Origin of the sequence: Amycolatopsis sp. NPDC101161, assembly GCF_044768185.1 — a bacterium.
Taxonomy (GTDB): Bacteria; Actinomycetota; Actinomycetes; order Mycobacteriales; family Pseudonocardiaceae; genus Amycolatopsis.
Window position 1 is genome coordinate 2193913 of sequence record NZ_JBIWPI010000001.1, and the last position, 11958, is coordinate 2205870.

Genomic DNA, 11958 nt, shown 5'->3' on the forward strand with positions numbered 1-11958 from the left:
TGGGCAGGCGCGGATGATCGAACGGGACGGGCTCGGCGCGGCGGCGCGCGGGCTGAGGCAGTACCTGCTGGCCGTGGCGGCCGAGCTGGACGCGCCCGCTTGGTTCTGCGAGGTGGACGCCCCCGCGACGGCGTACCTGGCGCTCGAGCGGCGGCTCGCGCGGTTCCCGGACCACGAGACGGCGCTGCTGTGGGACGAGCGGGACGGCTGGGCGGCCGCCGTCGAGTCGGCCACCGGTGAGGACGTGGTCGTCTTGGCGTACCTCGGCGTGGACGTGCTGCCGGCACCGGAAGCGGTGGTCGCGTTCGTCGCCGGCCTCTACGGCGACGACTACCCGGGCCAGCCCGAACCCCCGGACTTCCGGAGACCCGGGGCCCCGGACGGCTTCGACGAGCGCCTCGCCTCCTACGCGAGTGACGAGAACGTCTGCCTGCCCGAGGGCCAAGCCTGAATCAGCGCGCCGGCAAGACGCAGAACTCGTTGCCCTCGGGGTCCGCGAGCACGATCCACGGGTCGTCGGGCGGGTCGTCGAGGACCTTCGCACCCAGCATGACCAGCCGCTCGACCTCGGCGCGTTGATCGCCTTCCGCCGGCGCCAGGTCGAGGTGCAGCCGGTTCTTCACCGACTTCCCTTCGGGCACCGGCTGGAACAGCAACGCGGGCCCCTCGTCGAAGTCGAGCTGCCGGTAGGTCACTCCGTGGGAGTCGGTCCAGGTCCGGGACTTCCCGTGCCCCAGCGCCGCTTTCCAGAACTCCACCAGCAGCTCGGGCCGGTGGCAGTCGACCGCCACGGCCAGGATCTTCGTCACGCCTGCGCCACCACCCGGTTGATCGCCTCGGCGACCAGGTCCGGTTCGCAGACCGTGACCGTCAGCCCGGGGTGGCGGATCAGGCCCCACGGGTCGATACCGCGGACCGGCTCCCGGAACCGCAGGCACACACCGCCTTCGGTGGTCGTGCCGAACGTCAGGCCGCGGTCGGCGAGCGACAGCCGGACACCGAGAGCGCGAACCGGGCTGAACGGCCCGCTGACCTCGGCGCCGGCGATGTTGCCCAGCGGGGTCGTCACGAGCCACGGCCCGAACCGCACGCGCAGGCCGTCGGCGTCCAGCTCCAGCCCGCTGCCGGCGCCCAGCGCGCGGCGCAGGCGGGGGAACCGGACGCAGAAGTCGGCGTGCAGCCGGTGGTGCACGACGACGGTGGGCTCGTCCGCCGCCGCCGAGTCGCCTGTGGTCACCTGGTGCACGGCACCCTCCTTCACGCGGCCACCCGCCGCTGACGCGCCGAAACCGCGCGGGCCCCGGCGATCCCGAGGACCAGCCCGGCGATCGCGGTGAGCCCGTGCAGCACGTTGTCGGCCCAGTTGACGTTGATCGGGTCCTCCGGCGTGCTGAACGCGGTGGCGAGCACGCCGTACGCGGTCATGCCGGCGAAGCCCGCGAACAGCACCCAGCAGTAGATGACCGCCCCCGCTTTCCGCGTCGCGGCGAGCAGCCCGAGCACCCCGACCGCGGTGTGGACGAGGTTGAGGAGCACGCTGGCGCTGAACAGCCCCACCACCCGGCCGGTGGTCACGTGGCCGACCGTCGCCGTCTCCGGCGTCAGCCACCCGGCGATCCCCAACGCGAGGTAGAGCAGCCCAAGGACGGCGACGACCGGGCGGAGCCAGGTCGCGCCGGTCCGGGCGCGGGTCTCGGCGGACGTCATGGAAAGCCTCCTTTTCCTGACGGCCGGATACCCGGCGAACCGGACGGGAAACCGGCGGGTGGAAGGGGCCGGACGGCGGCCCGATGGTCCGCCGCCCGGCCCACGGCCGGGACCCGCGCCGGTCCCTGCAACCGCGGCGCGGGCCCCTGGTCTCAGGGGGAACGCCAGTCGTTCCCGTCGTGGGCGGTGCCGTGCTGGGCACCCATCAGGAGCAGGCCGCCGTCGACGACCAGCGACGTGCCGGTGATGTAGCCGGCCGCGGGTGAGGCGAGGAACGCGACGGCGGCGGCCACCTCGGCGGCGTGGCCGGTGCGCCCCAACGGGATGCCGGGCCGCCGCTGCTCGCGCGGGTCCGCGTCGCCCTGCCCGGTCATCGGCGTCGAGATTTCGCCCGGTGCCACGGAGTTCACGGTGATCGCGTGCTCGGCCAGCTCCAAGGCGAGCACCTGCGTGAGCGCACCCGCCCCGGCTTTGGCGGCACAGTACGGTGCGGCACCGACGCGCGGGACGTGCTCGTGCACGCTGGTGATGGTGATGATCCGGCCCCCGCGGCCGGCGTCGATCATGTGCCGAGCCGCGCGCTGCGACAGGAGGAAGACCCCGTCGAGGTCGACGTCGAGGACTTCGCGCCACTTCTCGTAGCCGAGGTCGAGCACGCGCTGGCTGCTACCGGTACCGGAGCAGTTGACCAGGACATCGATGCCGCCGAGATCGGCGGCGAACGCGTCGACGACGTCGGCGGCTTCGGGCAGACGGGTGAGGTCGAGCTGCCGGACGTGCGCGGTCCCGCCGTGCGATCGGACCTCGGCGGCGGTTTCCTCGGCGCCTTGGACGTCGGAGTGGTAGGTGATGCCCACATCCAGGCCCCCATCGGCGAGCGCGACCGCGATGGCGCGGCCGATGCCGGAATCCGCACCGGTGACGACGGCGCACCGCGGCGGGGTGGCGTCGGCGGGCAGTGGCGCGGGGAGGGACATGGGGCGGTCCTTTCGTTCCCGTTCGGCTACCACGTCCTTCCGGGCCTAAACCAGGAACAGCCGGCGCCGAATCGAGTGTGTGTCCTGGCTTCGGCCGGGTAACCGCGCCGTTCCCGAGCTGAAGGAGACTCCCTTGAGCAAGCCGAATCCGATCGACGGGCCGAGCGGGGTGAGTAAGGAGATCGGCGGCTGATCCGGGCACGGCCCGGGCGGGATGCCGCTCGCCCGGGCCGTCACAGCCGCACGCGAAAAGTACGTCTACAGCAGCGAACTGATCGCCGCGCGGGGTGGGGTTACCGCGCCCAGCTCGGCCACCGCTCGGCAGACCTCCGCCGGGTCGATCTGCTCCAGGCACGGGTGGCCCGGTACCGGGCACACGCGGGCCCGGCTGTCCCGGCACCCGGCGCCCTGGTCGCCCAGCAGTACCACCGGGACGCCGTACGGTGCCCAGCGTGCCGCCGGGACCACCGGGGCGAACAGCGATACCACCGGCGTTCCCGCCGCCGCGGCGAGGTGGGCCGGGCCCGTGTTGGGGGCCACCACCACCTGTGCCCCCGACAGCACCGCCGCCAGCTCGGCCAGGGATGTCCGGCCGCCGAGGTTGACCGCCGCTGTCCCCGCCACGCCCGCCGTCAGGTGCGCCTCGCCCGGGGCGCCCGTCACCAGCACCCGGTGCCCCTCCGCGGCCAGCGCCCGCACCACCCGGTGGCTCCAGGCCGCCGAGGGCTGTCGGGCCGGGACGGACGCCGCCGGGTGCACGACGACGTACGGGCCGCCGCCGGTCAGGCGGGTGATGGGCGGCAGCGGGCGTCGCAAGGCCAAGGCGCCGTGGTCGTCCGGCGGCAGCGCGTACCCGGCCGCCTCGGCCAGCGACAGCATCCGGACCGGCTCCGGAGGGTCGCCCTCGACGCGGTGGCGCAGGTCGAGCAGGCTGCCCGGGTAGTCCTCGGAGATCGCGCCGATCCACGGGACGCCGGCCTGCCGCAGCAGCAGTGCCAAGGGCAGAGGCGACTGGTGGAACGACGTCAGGATCAGCGCCCGGTCGAACGCCTTCGCCCGGATCAGCGCGACGAACTCGCCGGTGTCCTCCGCGGTGACCGGCGGCGGCGCGGGGTCGATCCACGGTGCCGTCCACGTGAGCACTTCGTCGACGCCCGGCAGCAGCTCGCCCGCGGCGCGCCCGTGCGGTCCGGTCAGCAGCGTCACGTGGGACGCCTGCGCGGCGACCGCGCGGAGGCACGGCCCGGCGAGCAGGACGTCGCCGAGGTTGTCCTGGCGGGCGACGAGCACCCGGCTCATCCGGCGACCCCGGCGACGCGCAGCGCTTCGGACAGGTCCCGCGCGACGGCGGCGTGCCGGCGTGCGCGGGCGATCTCGCGTTCGAGCGTGCGGCCCGTCGGCACGAGCACCGCGCGCGCCCCGGCGGCCAGGGCCGCGTCGACGTCGGCGCCGGTGTCGCCGATGACCACGCAGGACGCGGGGTCGACGCCCAGCTCGTCCGCCGCGCGCAACACCATGCCCGGCCGCGGTTTGCGGCAGTCGCAGCCGTCGCCGTCGTCGTGGACGCAGACCTGCCACGTGCCGAACGGGCCCAGCAGCTCGTCCACGCGGGCGTTGACGGCGGCGAGCTGGCCCGGCGCGATCAGTCCTTTCGCGACTCCCGACTGGTTGCTCACGATGCCGACCGGGATGCCGCGGTCACGCAGTCCGCGCACCAGGTCGGCGGCGCCCGGCACCGGGCGGACCCCGGCCGGGTCGTTGAGGTACGGGACGTCGACGATCAGCGTGTCGTCCCGGTCGAACAGCACCGCGACCGGTGGCTTCGGGCGCCGCGCCGCGATCTCCCCGCGGACGCGGTGGTAGCACGCGGCCGGTGGGATGAGGGCGCTCGTGACGGCCATCCGGGCCACCTCGCCCGGGGTCCGCGGGCCCGGCACGATCCGGCGGGCAGCGAACTCCGCCGTCAGCCCGGCCCAGATCCCGGCGGCGAGGACGGCCTTTCCGCGCTGCCGCAGCACCGGCAGTACCACCGCGGCGAGACCGGCCACTGTGGACAGTGCGTGCAGCCCGAGCCGGCCCTGGCCCGCGCCGGTGCGCTGCCGCCAGAGGACGCCGTGCTTGGCGCGCATCAACGCGTTGTCCGCGTTGCCCCGCTGGGCTTTGAGGCTGTAGAAGAACCCGGCGCGGCGGGCCGGGTGCGTCGTGCGCCGCTCGCCCTGGTCGATCCGGTGCCCGGCGTCGGCGACGCGCAGCGCGAGGTCGGAGTCTTCGCGGAACGCGCGCGGGAACCGCTCGTCGAACCCGCCCACCTCGACGAGCGCGGCGCGCCGGTAGGCCATGTCGGCGGTGATCCAGCGGGCGGTCTCGAGGCCCGCCGTGCCGCGCTCGTCGTCGGCCGGACGGCGGTCCGCGGGCAGCGGGACGGTGATCCGGCCCTGCGACGCGGCGACTTCCGGGGGCAGCCACAGCAGGTCTTCGGCCAGCTGCCGGGGCCAGTCGGGCACGAGCACGACGTCGTCGTCGACGAAGGCGATCCACTCGCTCTTCGCCGTGCGCCAGCCGAGGTTCCGCGCGGCGGCCGGGCCGCGCCCACCCGAACGCAGGACGCGCACGCCGCCCGGGATGTCCAGTTCGGACCCACCCGGGCGGTCGTCGACGACGAGGATCTCCGCCGGCCGCGGGCCTTCGCCGCCGAGCAGGGTGTCCAGCAGCGGCCGAAGCGTCTCCCGGCCCGTCGTGGGGATCACCACGGTGTAGTCGAGCGAAGCAGTCACCGGACGGGGCTACCCGCGTGGTGCCCGGTCAAACGGCGTGTCGATCGCGGGCGCGCGGGTAACCGGGCCGGGACGAGAAGGAGGTGCGGATGATCGCGGGGACACTCGAAATCCGGAACCCGGCCGACGGCAGCGTGGTGGGCAGCGTGCCGACCGTGGGCGAAGACGAGATCGACGCAGCCCTGGCGCTGGCGAACGAGACGCGGGCCGCGTGGGCGCGGACGCCGGCCGCCGAACGCGGCGCGCTGCTGCACACCGCGGCCGATCGGCTGCGGGCCCAGGCGGACGAACTGGCCGCCGCGAACGAGGCGGAAACGGGCCGGCCGCGCGACGAAGCCCGCGAAGGGGTGCTCGCCGGCGCCGGAACGCTGGACCAGTACGCGGAGCTCGGCCCGGTCCACCGCGGGCGCAGCCTGCTCGGCGACCCGGGCGCGACCGACCTGATGGTGCCCGAGCCGCGTGGCGTGGTCGTCGCGCTGACGCCGTGGAACGACCCGGTCGCGGTCGCCTGCGGCCTCCTCGGCGCGGCCCTGGTCACCGGGAACACCGTCGTGCACAAGCCGAGCGAGCGCGCGCCGCACACCGGGCAGCTGCTGGGGCAGATCCTGGCCGGGGTGTTCCCCGGCGGCGTGGTGCAGACCGTGCAGGGCGACGGCGGGGTCGGCGCGGTCCTCGCGATGCGCGCCGACGTCGACGTCCTCGCGCACGTCGGCAGCACGGCGACCGGCCGGTCGATCGCCGCGAGCGCGGCCGCGACCGGCGCGAAGACGCTGCTCGAGAACGGCGGCAACGACCCCCTCGTCGTCGACGCGGACGTCGACCCGGCGTGGGCGGCGGGCCAGGCGGCGCTGGGCGCGTTCGCCAACTCCGGCCAGATCTGCGTCGCCGTCGAACGGATCTACGTCCACGAAGCCGTCGCCGACGCTTTCCTCGCCGCGCTGGTGAAGGAAGCCGAAGCGCGGACCCTCGCTCCGCTGGTCGACCGGCGCCACCGCGATCACGTGCACTCGCACGTCGCGGACGCGGTCGAGCGCGGCGCCCGGGTGCTGACCGGGGGCGCGGTGCCGGACGGGCCCGGCGCCCACTACCCGGCGACCGTGCTCACCGGGTGCGCCGCGGACCTGCGGGTGATGACCGAGGAGACGTTCGGCCCGGTGGCCCCGGTCCAGGTCGTGCCGAGCTTCGACGAGGGACTCGCACAGGCGGCGCAAGGTGACTACGGGCTCGCGGCGACCGTGCTCACGGCGTCGATGGCGAACGCCCAGCGCGCGTGGCGGGAGCTGCCGGCCGGGACGGTGAAGGTCAACAACGTCTTCGGCGGCGCGCCCGGCGGTGCGGCCCATCCCCGCGGCCGCAGCGGCAACGGGTACGGCTACGGGCCGGAGCTGCTCGACGAGCTGACCCAGACGAAGCTGGTGCACGTGGCGCCGCCCGGATGACCGACCGGAACGACCGAGACCGCCGCCCGGTCCGGCTGAAGGCGGGGGACGAGGTCCGGCGGGGCCTGGCCGCCGCCTTCGGCCCGGGCGGCACGGACGCCGGACGGCACGACCGGACACCGTGGGGCTGGTTCGCCCGCGCGCTGCGGGTGCCCGGGCGCGAACGCCGGATCCTCGTCCAGACGGCCAAAGCCACGCTGGCCGCGACCGCGGCGTGGCTGCTCGCGACGCTCGTCCTGAAGCTGCCGCAGCCGTTCCTCGCGCCGTACGCGGCCATCTTCCTGGTGGAAGCGACCGTCTACCGGTCGCTGCGCGGGTGGCTCCAGCAGGTCGGCTCGGTGGCCACCGGCGTGCTCCTCGCGGCGGTGGCCGGGCAGCTGATCCCGTCCCAGGCGGTCGCGCTGGCCGTCGTCGTGTTCGTGGGGCTGCTCGCCGGGAACTGGCGGCGGTTCGGGGACGCGGGGGTCTGGGTCGGCGTCACCGGCATGCTGCTGGTCTCCTACGGCACGGCCCGCGACCCGGCGCTGCTGGGCGACCGCCTGCTGGAGACGGCGCTGGGCGCGGCCATCGGCGTCGCGGTCAACACGCTGATCTTCCCGCCGCTGTACGGCGAACGCCTGGCCACGGCGACCGATCGGCTCGCGACGGCGCTGGCGGGCCTGCTCGAGTCGCTGTCGGACGTGGTGCGCGCCGACGACCCGGGCGACCTCGACGACCTGCTGACGCGGTCCGAGGACACCCGGAGCCAGGTGCTGGCGGCGGAGGAGGCGGTCGGCCTGACGCGCGAGGGCCGGATGCTGAACCTGCGCCGCGGCCGCCCGACGTCCGGCGCGGGCCACGAGCGTCCGCTTCGGACACTCACGGCGCTGTGGCCCGCGGTGGCCCAGCTCGTCTCCGCGGTGCGCACCACGACCCGGGCGCGCGACCGGCACCCGTTCGAATACCCCTGGCCGGACGCGCGGGACACCCTGGCCGACCTGGTGCACCTGCTGGCGGGCGCCGTGCAGGCGGTGGCCGTCGTGGGCGAGCCGGTCGACCTGGAGGAGTGCCGCGCGCTGCTGGAGAAGCTGGAGGAGCGCTTGGTGACGGCGGAGGAGGACGGTGTCCCGGCCCGGCTGGGCCTGGGCACGATGATCCTCCCCGCGCGCTTGCTCGTGGAGAAGCTGGAGAACCGCTGAGCGCGGCCCGCGGTCACGGGACCGCGAGCACCTCGGTTTCCGCGCGGTGGCGGCGGCAGGCCGTGCAGACCATCGTCTGGCCCAGCAGCGACCCGTCGCCGGCGACCAGCCGGGCGACGTGCAACGTGGGCAGGCCGCACTCCTCGCAGGGGATCGGCTTGCTGTCGCGGCTGATCATGACTCGGTTCGGCATCGGTGGAGCCCCCCTGACGGGATCGAAGGTCCTGCCCGGCTACCCCCGTGGCGTGCGCCACACTCGTCCGGAGCAAGCACCTCACTCGAAAGGAGTAGTCACGACGCCGGGTACGGCTGCGCGCCGAGCACGGTCGCCAAGTGGACGGCGTTGCGGACCAGCGTCGCGTTCGTCGAGGCCACGGCCTTCGGCGTCTCGTCGAGGTCCTGGTAGTCGCCGCCCTGCATGGCCTCGCCGTTCCAGTACGTCGCACCCTGGGCGGGCACCGTGAAGCCGGTGTCGTTCAGCGCCTGGAACAGGTCCGCGATGATCTTGTGCGCGCCGTCCTCGTTGCCCACCACGGCGGCCACCGCGACCTTGCCGAACATCGCCGGCCGCCCCTCGTCGTCCGTTTCGGACAGTTCCGCGTCCAGCCGTTCGAGGACCCGCTGGGCGACGCTCGACATGTGACCCACCCACGTGGGGGTGGCGATCAGCAGGATGTCCGCGGCCGCGATCTTGCGCCGGATCTCCGGCCACTCGTCGCCCGCGCCCATGTCGGCCTCGACGCCGGGGCGGACGTCGTGGTCGACCACGCGGACCACCTCGCCGGTTGCGCCCCGTTCGGCGAAGAGGTCGAGCAGCTGACGCGCGATGAGGTCGCTGCTCGACTTCGCCGGCGACGGCTTGAGCGTGCAGGTCAGCGCGAGGACGCGCAGGGTCATGACTGCCTCCTGGAGGGGGTGCCGACGCCGACGTGGGTGAAGCCCGGAAGAGCGTCGGGATCGAGCAGGTTGCGGGTGTCGACGACGATCGCCGATGCGGCCGACGCGGCCAGCCGGGCCCAGTCGAGGTCCCGGAACTCCGGCCACTCGGTGAGCACGACCAGCGCGGCGGCGTCCTTGGCCACCAGGTACGGGTCGTCGACGACCTGGACGGCGTCCAGGCCGGGCACGGCGCTCACGGCCGGGTCGTGGGCGGCCAGCTCCGCGCCAGCGCGGGCGAGGTCGGCCGCCACCGCCAGCGCGGGGGAGTCGCGCAGGTCGCCGGTGCCGGCCTTGAACGCCAAGCCCAGCAAGCCGATCCGCGCGCCGGCCAGGGAGCCCGCCGGCGAGCCGGTGACGGCTTGGCGCACGGCTCGCACGACCCGCGCGCGCTGCCGGGCGTTGACGCGGACCGCGTCGCGCAGGATGCCGAATTCGACGCCGGCGGACTCGGCCGCGTGCAGCAGCGCCGAGGTGTCCTTCGGCAGGCACGAGCCGCCCCAGCCGGGCCCGGGGGCGAGGAACTCCGGGCCGATCCGCGCGTCCAGGCCCATGGTGCGGGCGACCTCGCGGACGTCGGCGCCGAACCGCTCGCACAGCTCGGCGAGGACGTTCACGTAGGACAGCTTCACCGCGAGGAACGCGTTGCTCGCGTACTTCGCGAGTTCCGCGCTGGCCGAGTCGGTGGCGACGACCGGGGCGCCGGTCGGCTCGTACAGCCGGGCCACGCGCGAAGCCGCCGCCGACCCCGGCGGGTCGGTTCCGACCACGACCCGGTCCGGGTGCAGGAAGTCCTCGACGGCGTGCCCTTCGCGCAGGAACTCCGGGTTGGCCACGACCGGCAGGTCGTCCCGGCCCAGCAGCCCGGGCAGCCGGGCCGCGGTGCCGACCGGGACCGTCGACTTCGTGACCACCACGCAGCCGGGCCGCAGCAGGCGCCCGAGCTGCGGCTGGACGTGTTCGAGCACGCCGAGGTCGGGCCGGCCGTCCGCGGCGGGCGGGGTCGGCAGGCACAGGAAGACGAGGCCGGCGCCGTACAGCTCGGCCTGGGCGCCGGTGAAGGTGAGCGTCCCGTCGCCGAGGCCCTGGGCGACCAGCTCGGGCAGGCCGGGCTCGGCGATGGCCACCTCGCCCCGGCGCAAGGCGTCCACTTTGGACTGATCGGCGTCCACGCAGGTCACCCGGTGCCCGAGCCGCGCGAAGCAGGCGGCACTGGTCAGGCCGACGTAGCCTGCGCCGACGATCCCGATGTGCTCAGCCATGCGCCACCCGCGCTTCCAGCGCCGCGCGGGTCGCGGCCAGCACGCGTTCCTCGCCGAGGAGGAGCAGGCCGCCGTCGGGTTCCGAGCCGTGCGGGTCGCCGACGTTGCCCGCCCAGAGCACGATGTGTAGTGGCGGGGGTTCCGGGTGGCGGAGCCCCCGGCCCGGGGCGGAGGCCCGGCTGTCACAGTGCTGCCGCGCCGACGGCGGCGGTCCCCACAGCCGCGGCGGCGTCGGGCCGAACAGCAGCACCGACGGCGTGCCGAACGCGGTCGCGAGGTGCCCGACACCGGTGTCGCCGCAGACGACGAGCGCGGCCCCGGCCACCAGCGCGGCCAGCTCCGCCAGGTCCGTCCGCCCGGCGAGCACGGCGTCATCGCCGAGCCCGGCGCGGTCGGCGATCGACGACGCCAGTTCGCGTTCGGCGGCGCTGCCGGTGAGGACCACGCGGTGCCCGGCCGCGGCGAGCGCCCGCACCACGCCGGCGAACCGTTCCGGCGGCCAGCGGCGCGCGGGGAAGGCCGCGCCCGGGTGCACCACGACCGCGTCCGGCGCGCGGCTCGGGCCCGGCGGCACCGGCAGCCGCAGCGCCGTGCGGTCCGCTTCCAGGTGGGCGTACTCGACGAGCCGGCACCAGCGGTCGACTTCGTGGACGTCGGCGCGCCACTCGAGGCCGGGCACGTCGGAGAAGTCCGGGTGGTGGTGGGTCAGCAGCTCGGCCGGGTCGGTGGCCAGCAGGTCGTGGAGACTCTCCGGGCCGCTGCCGTGCAGGTTGACGGCCAGCCTCGGCGGCGGCCCGGGCCACGCGAGGTCGCCCAGGCCCGCCGTCGGCAGCAGCTCGTCGACCGCGTCGATCAGCTCGACGAGGTCGCGCAGCCCCTCGGGGGCAGCCAGCACCAGGCGGTCGTCCGGGTACGCGGCCCGCAGGGCCCGCAGCGCGGGGACGCCGGTCAGCAGGTCGCCGAGCCCGAGCGCCCGCAGCACGAGGACCGCGGAGCTCACGGCCACGACCCCTCCTCCGAAGCGCACACGACGAGTTCGCGGACCTCGGAGCCGGGCGGCTGCCGCAGCGCGAAGACGACCGTGTCCGCCACGTTCTCGGGCTGGTTGAGCTTCGCGTCCGGCGGCGGCTTGTACTGGTCGGTGCGGCCGTCGAAGAAGTGCGTCCACATCCCGCCGGGGATCAGCAGCGTGACGCCGACGCGCCCGGCCAGCTCGGCGGCCAGCGCGCGGGTGAAGCCGACGACGCCGAACTTCGAGGCGCAGTAAGCGGTCGCGTCGCTCACGGCTTTGATGCCCAGTGTGGACGCCACGGTGACGACGGTGCCGTGCGAGCGTTCGAGGTGGGGGAGCGCGGCGCGGACGACGGCGGCGGTGCCGAGCAGGTTCACCTTCACCACCCGCTCCCAGTCCTCCGTGGACACTTCGCCGAGCGGGCCGCAGGCGTCGGTACCGGCGGCGGTGAACACGCCGTCCAGGCCACCCGCGCGGTCGGCGAGCTCGCGCACCGCGGCCTCGGTCGCGGCGGTGTCCGTCAGGTCGGCTTCGACGTATTCGGCCGGGTCGTCGGGGCGGACGCGGTCGAGGACGTACGGGGTGCCGCCCGCCTTGCGGACGGCGTCGACGGTGGCGGCACCGAGGCCGGAAGCGCCACCGGTGATCAGGACGTTGCCGAGGGGTCGCATCG

At 75.0% G+C, this 11958-nt stretch carries 14 protein-coding genes; 3 read left to right on the forward strand and 11 right to left on the reverse strand.

The window, feature by feature from the left end; all coding sequences use genetic code 11:
• Positions 1 to 13 precede the first annotated feature (13 nt).
• The gene (locus tag ACIRSS_RS10765) at positions 14 to 451 is read left to right on the forward strand and encodes a DUF6292 family protein (RefSeq protein ID WP_400893190.1); all 438 of its coding nucleotides are present in this window, start codon (positions 14 to 16) and stop codon (positions 449 to 451) included.
• Position 452: 1 nt separating this feature from the next.
• Here ACIRSS_RS10765 and ACIRSS_RS10770 read toward each other — a convergent pair whose 3' ends face one another.
• The 6 genes from ACIRSS_RS10770 to ACIRSS_RS10795 form a co-directional block, all read right to left on the reverse strand.
• On the reverse strand, positions 453 to 809 hold the full coding sequence (locus ACIRSS_RS10770) for a VOC family protein (RefSeq protein WP_400893193.1): 357 nt from the start codon (positions 807 to 809) through the stop codon (positions 453 to 455).
• The gene (locus ACIRSS_RS10775) at positions 806 to 1246 is read right to left on the reverse strand and encodes a hypothetical protein (protein WP_400893195.1); all 441 of its coding nucleotides are present in this window, start codon (positions 1244 to 1246) and stop codon (positions 806 to 808) included. Before ACIRSS_RS10775 ends, ACIRSS_RS10770 begins: the two co-directional genes overlap by 4 nt.
• Positions 1247 to 1257: 11 nt before the next feature.
• Positions 1258 to 1707 (reverse strand): DUF4383 domain-containing protein, encoded by a 450-nt coding sequence (locus ACIRSS_RS10780; protein ID WP_400893197.1) that lies wholly within the window; start codon positions 1705 to 1707, stop codon positions 1258 to 1260.
• 152 nt (positions 1708 to 1859) lie between these two features.
• A complete protein-coding gene (locus ACIRSS_RS10785) occupies positions 1860 to 2684 on the reverse strand; it encodes an SDR family oxidoreductase (RefSeq protein WP_400893200.1) in 825 nt (274 codons plus the stop codon).
• Positions 2685 to 2942: 258 nt separating this feature from the next.
• Complete coding sequence (locus tag ACIRSS_RS10790) at positions 2943 to 3983, reverse strand: glycosyltransferase family 9 protein (RefSeq protein ID WP_400893202.1); 1041 nt, start codon at positions 3981 to 3983, stop codon at positions 2943 to 2945.
• Positions 3980 to 5458, reverse strand: a complete 1479-nt coding sequence (locus tag ACIRSS_RS10795) for an HAD-IIIA family hydrolase (protein ID WP_400893204.1) — start codon at positions 5456 to 5458, stop codon at positions 3980 to 3982. The genes ACIRSS_RS10790 and ACIRSS_RS10795 overlap by 4 nt, the downstream gene beginning before the upstream one ends.
• An 89-nt stretch (positions 5459 to 5547) precedes the next feature.
• Here ACIRSS_RS10795 and ACIRSS_RS10800 point away from each other — a divergent pair, with 89 nt between their 5' ends.
• Together ACIRSS_RS10800 and ACIRSS_RS10805 are read left to right on the forward strand one after the other, a co-directional pair.
• Entirely contained in the window at positions 5548 to 6897 is a 1350-nt protein-coding gene (locus ACIRSS_RS10800; protein ID WP_400893206.1) for an aldehyde dehydrogenase family protein, read from the forward strand.
• Complete coding sequence (locus tag ACIRSS_RS10805) at positions 6894 to 8075, forward strand: aromatic acid exporter family protein (protein ID WP_400893207.1); 1182 nt, start codon at positions 6894 to 6896, stop codon at positions 8073 to 8075. The genes ACIRSS_RS10800 and ACIRSS_RS10805 overlap by 4 nt, the downstream gene beginning before the upstream one ends.
• A gap of 13 nt (positions 8076 to 8088) precedes the next feature.
• On the opposite strand, the gene ACIRSS_RS10810 is transcribed toward ACIRSS_RS10805, so the two are convergent.
• From ACIRSS_RS10810 to ACIRSS_RS10830, 5 genes are all read right to left on the reverse strand, one after another.
• Positions 8089 to 8268 carry a hypothetical protein gene (locus ACIRSS_RS10810; protein ID WP_400893209.1) on the reverse strand — a complete coding sequence of 60 codons (180 nt, stop codon included), beginning with the start codon at positions 8266 to 8268 and terminating at the stop codon, positions 8089 to 8091.
• Positions 8269 to 8366: 98 nt separating this feature from the next.
• Positions 8367 to 8972, reverse strand: a complete 606-nt coding sequence (locus ACIRSS_RS10815; protein WP_400893212.1) for a flavodoxin family protein — start codon at positions 8970 to 8972, stop codon at positions 8367 to 8369.
• Complete coding sequence (locus ACIRSS_RS10820; protein ID WP_400893214.1) at positions 8969 to 10273, reverse strand: UDP-glucose dehydrogenase family protein; 1305 nt, start codon at positions 10271 to 10273, stop codon at positions 8969 to 8971. Before ACIRSS_RS10820 ends, ACIRSS_RS10815 begins: the two co-directional genes overlap by 4 nt.
• A complete protein-coding gene (locus ACIRSS_RS10825) occupies positions 10266 to 11279 on the reverse strand; it encodes a glycosyltransferase family 9 protein (RefSeq protein WP_400893217.1) in 1014 nt (337 codons plus the stop codon). Before ACIRSS_RS10825 ends, ACIRSS_RS10820 begins: the two co-directional genes overlap by 8 nt.
• A complete protein-coding gene (locus ACIRSS_RS10830; protein WP_400893219.1) occupies positions 11270 to 11956 on the reverse strand; it encodes an SDR family oxidoreductase in 687 nt (228 codons plus the stop codon). Before ACIRSS_RS10830 ends, ACIRSS_RS10825 begins: the two co-directional genes overlap by 10 nt.
• Between the last annotated feature and the right edge of the window lie 2 nt (positions 11957 to 11958).

Bases quoted from the DNA above. Each gene is read 5' to 3' on its own strand.
- ACIRSS_RS10765 (WP_400893190.1), top strand. From the start codon at position 14: ATGATCGAACGGGACGGGCTCGGCGCGGCGGCGCGCGGGCTGAGGCAG.
- ACIRSS_RS10780 (WP_400893197.1), bottom strand. From the start codon at position 1,707: ATGACGTCCGCCGAGACCCGCGCCCGGACCGGCGCGACCTGGCTCCGC.
- ACIRSS_RS10785 (WP_400893200.1), bottom strand. From the start codon at position 2,684: ATGTCCCTCCCCGCGCCACTGCCCGCCGACGCCACCCCGCCGCGGTGC.
- ACIRSS_RS10790 (WP_400893202.1), bottom strand. From the start codon at position 3,983: ATGAGCCGGGTGCTCGTCGCCCGCCAGGACAACCTCGGCGACGTCCTG.
- ACIRSS_RS10800 (WP_400893206.1), top strand. From the start codon at position 5,548: ATGATCGCGGGGACACTCGAAATCCGGAACCCGGCCGACGGCAGCGTG.
- ACIRSS_RS10805 (WP_400893207.1), top strand. From the start codon at position 6,894: ATGACCGACCGGAACGACCGAGACCGCCGCCCGGTCCGGCTGAAGGCG.
- ACIRSS_RS10810 (WP_400893209.1), bottom strand. From the start codon at position 8,268: ATGCCGAACCGAGTCATGATCAGCCGCGACAGCAAGCCGATCCCCTGC.
- ACIRSS_RS10815 (WP_400893212.1), bottom strand. From the start codon at position 8,972: ATGACCCTGCGCGTCCTCGCGCTGACCTGCACGCTCAAGCCGTCGCCG.
- ACIRSS_RS10820 (WP_400893214.1), bottom strand. From the start codon at position 10,273: ATGGCTGAGCACATCGGGATCGTCGGCGCAGGCTACGTCGGCCTGACC.
- ACIRSS_RS10830 (WP_400893219.1), bottom strand. From the start codon at position 11,956: ATGCGACCCCTCGGCAACGTCCTGATCACCGGTGGCGCTTCCGGCCTC.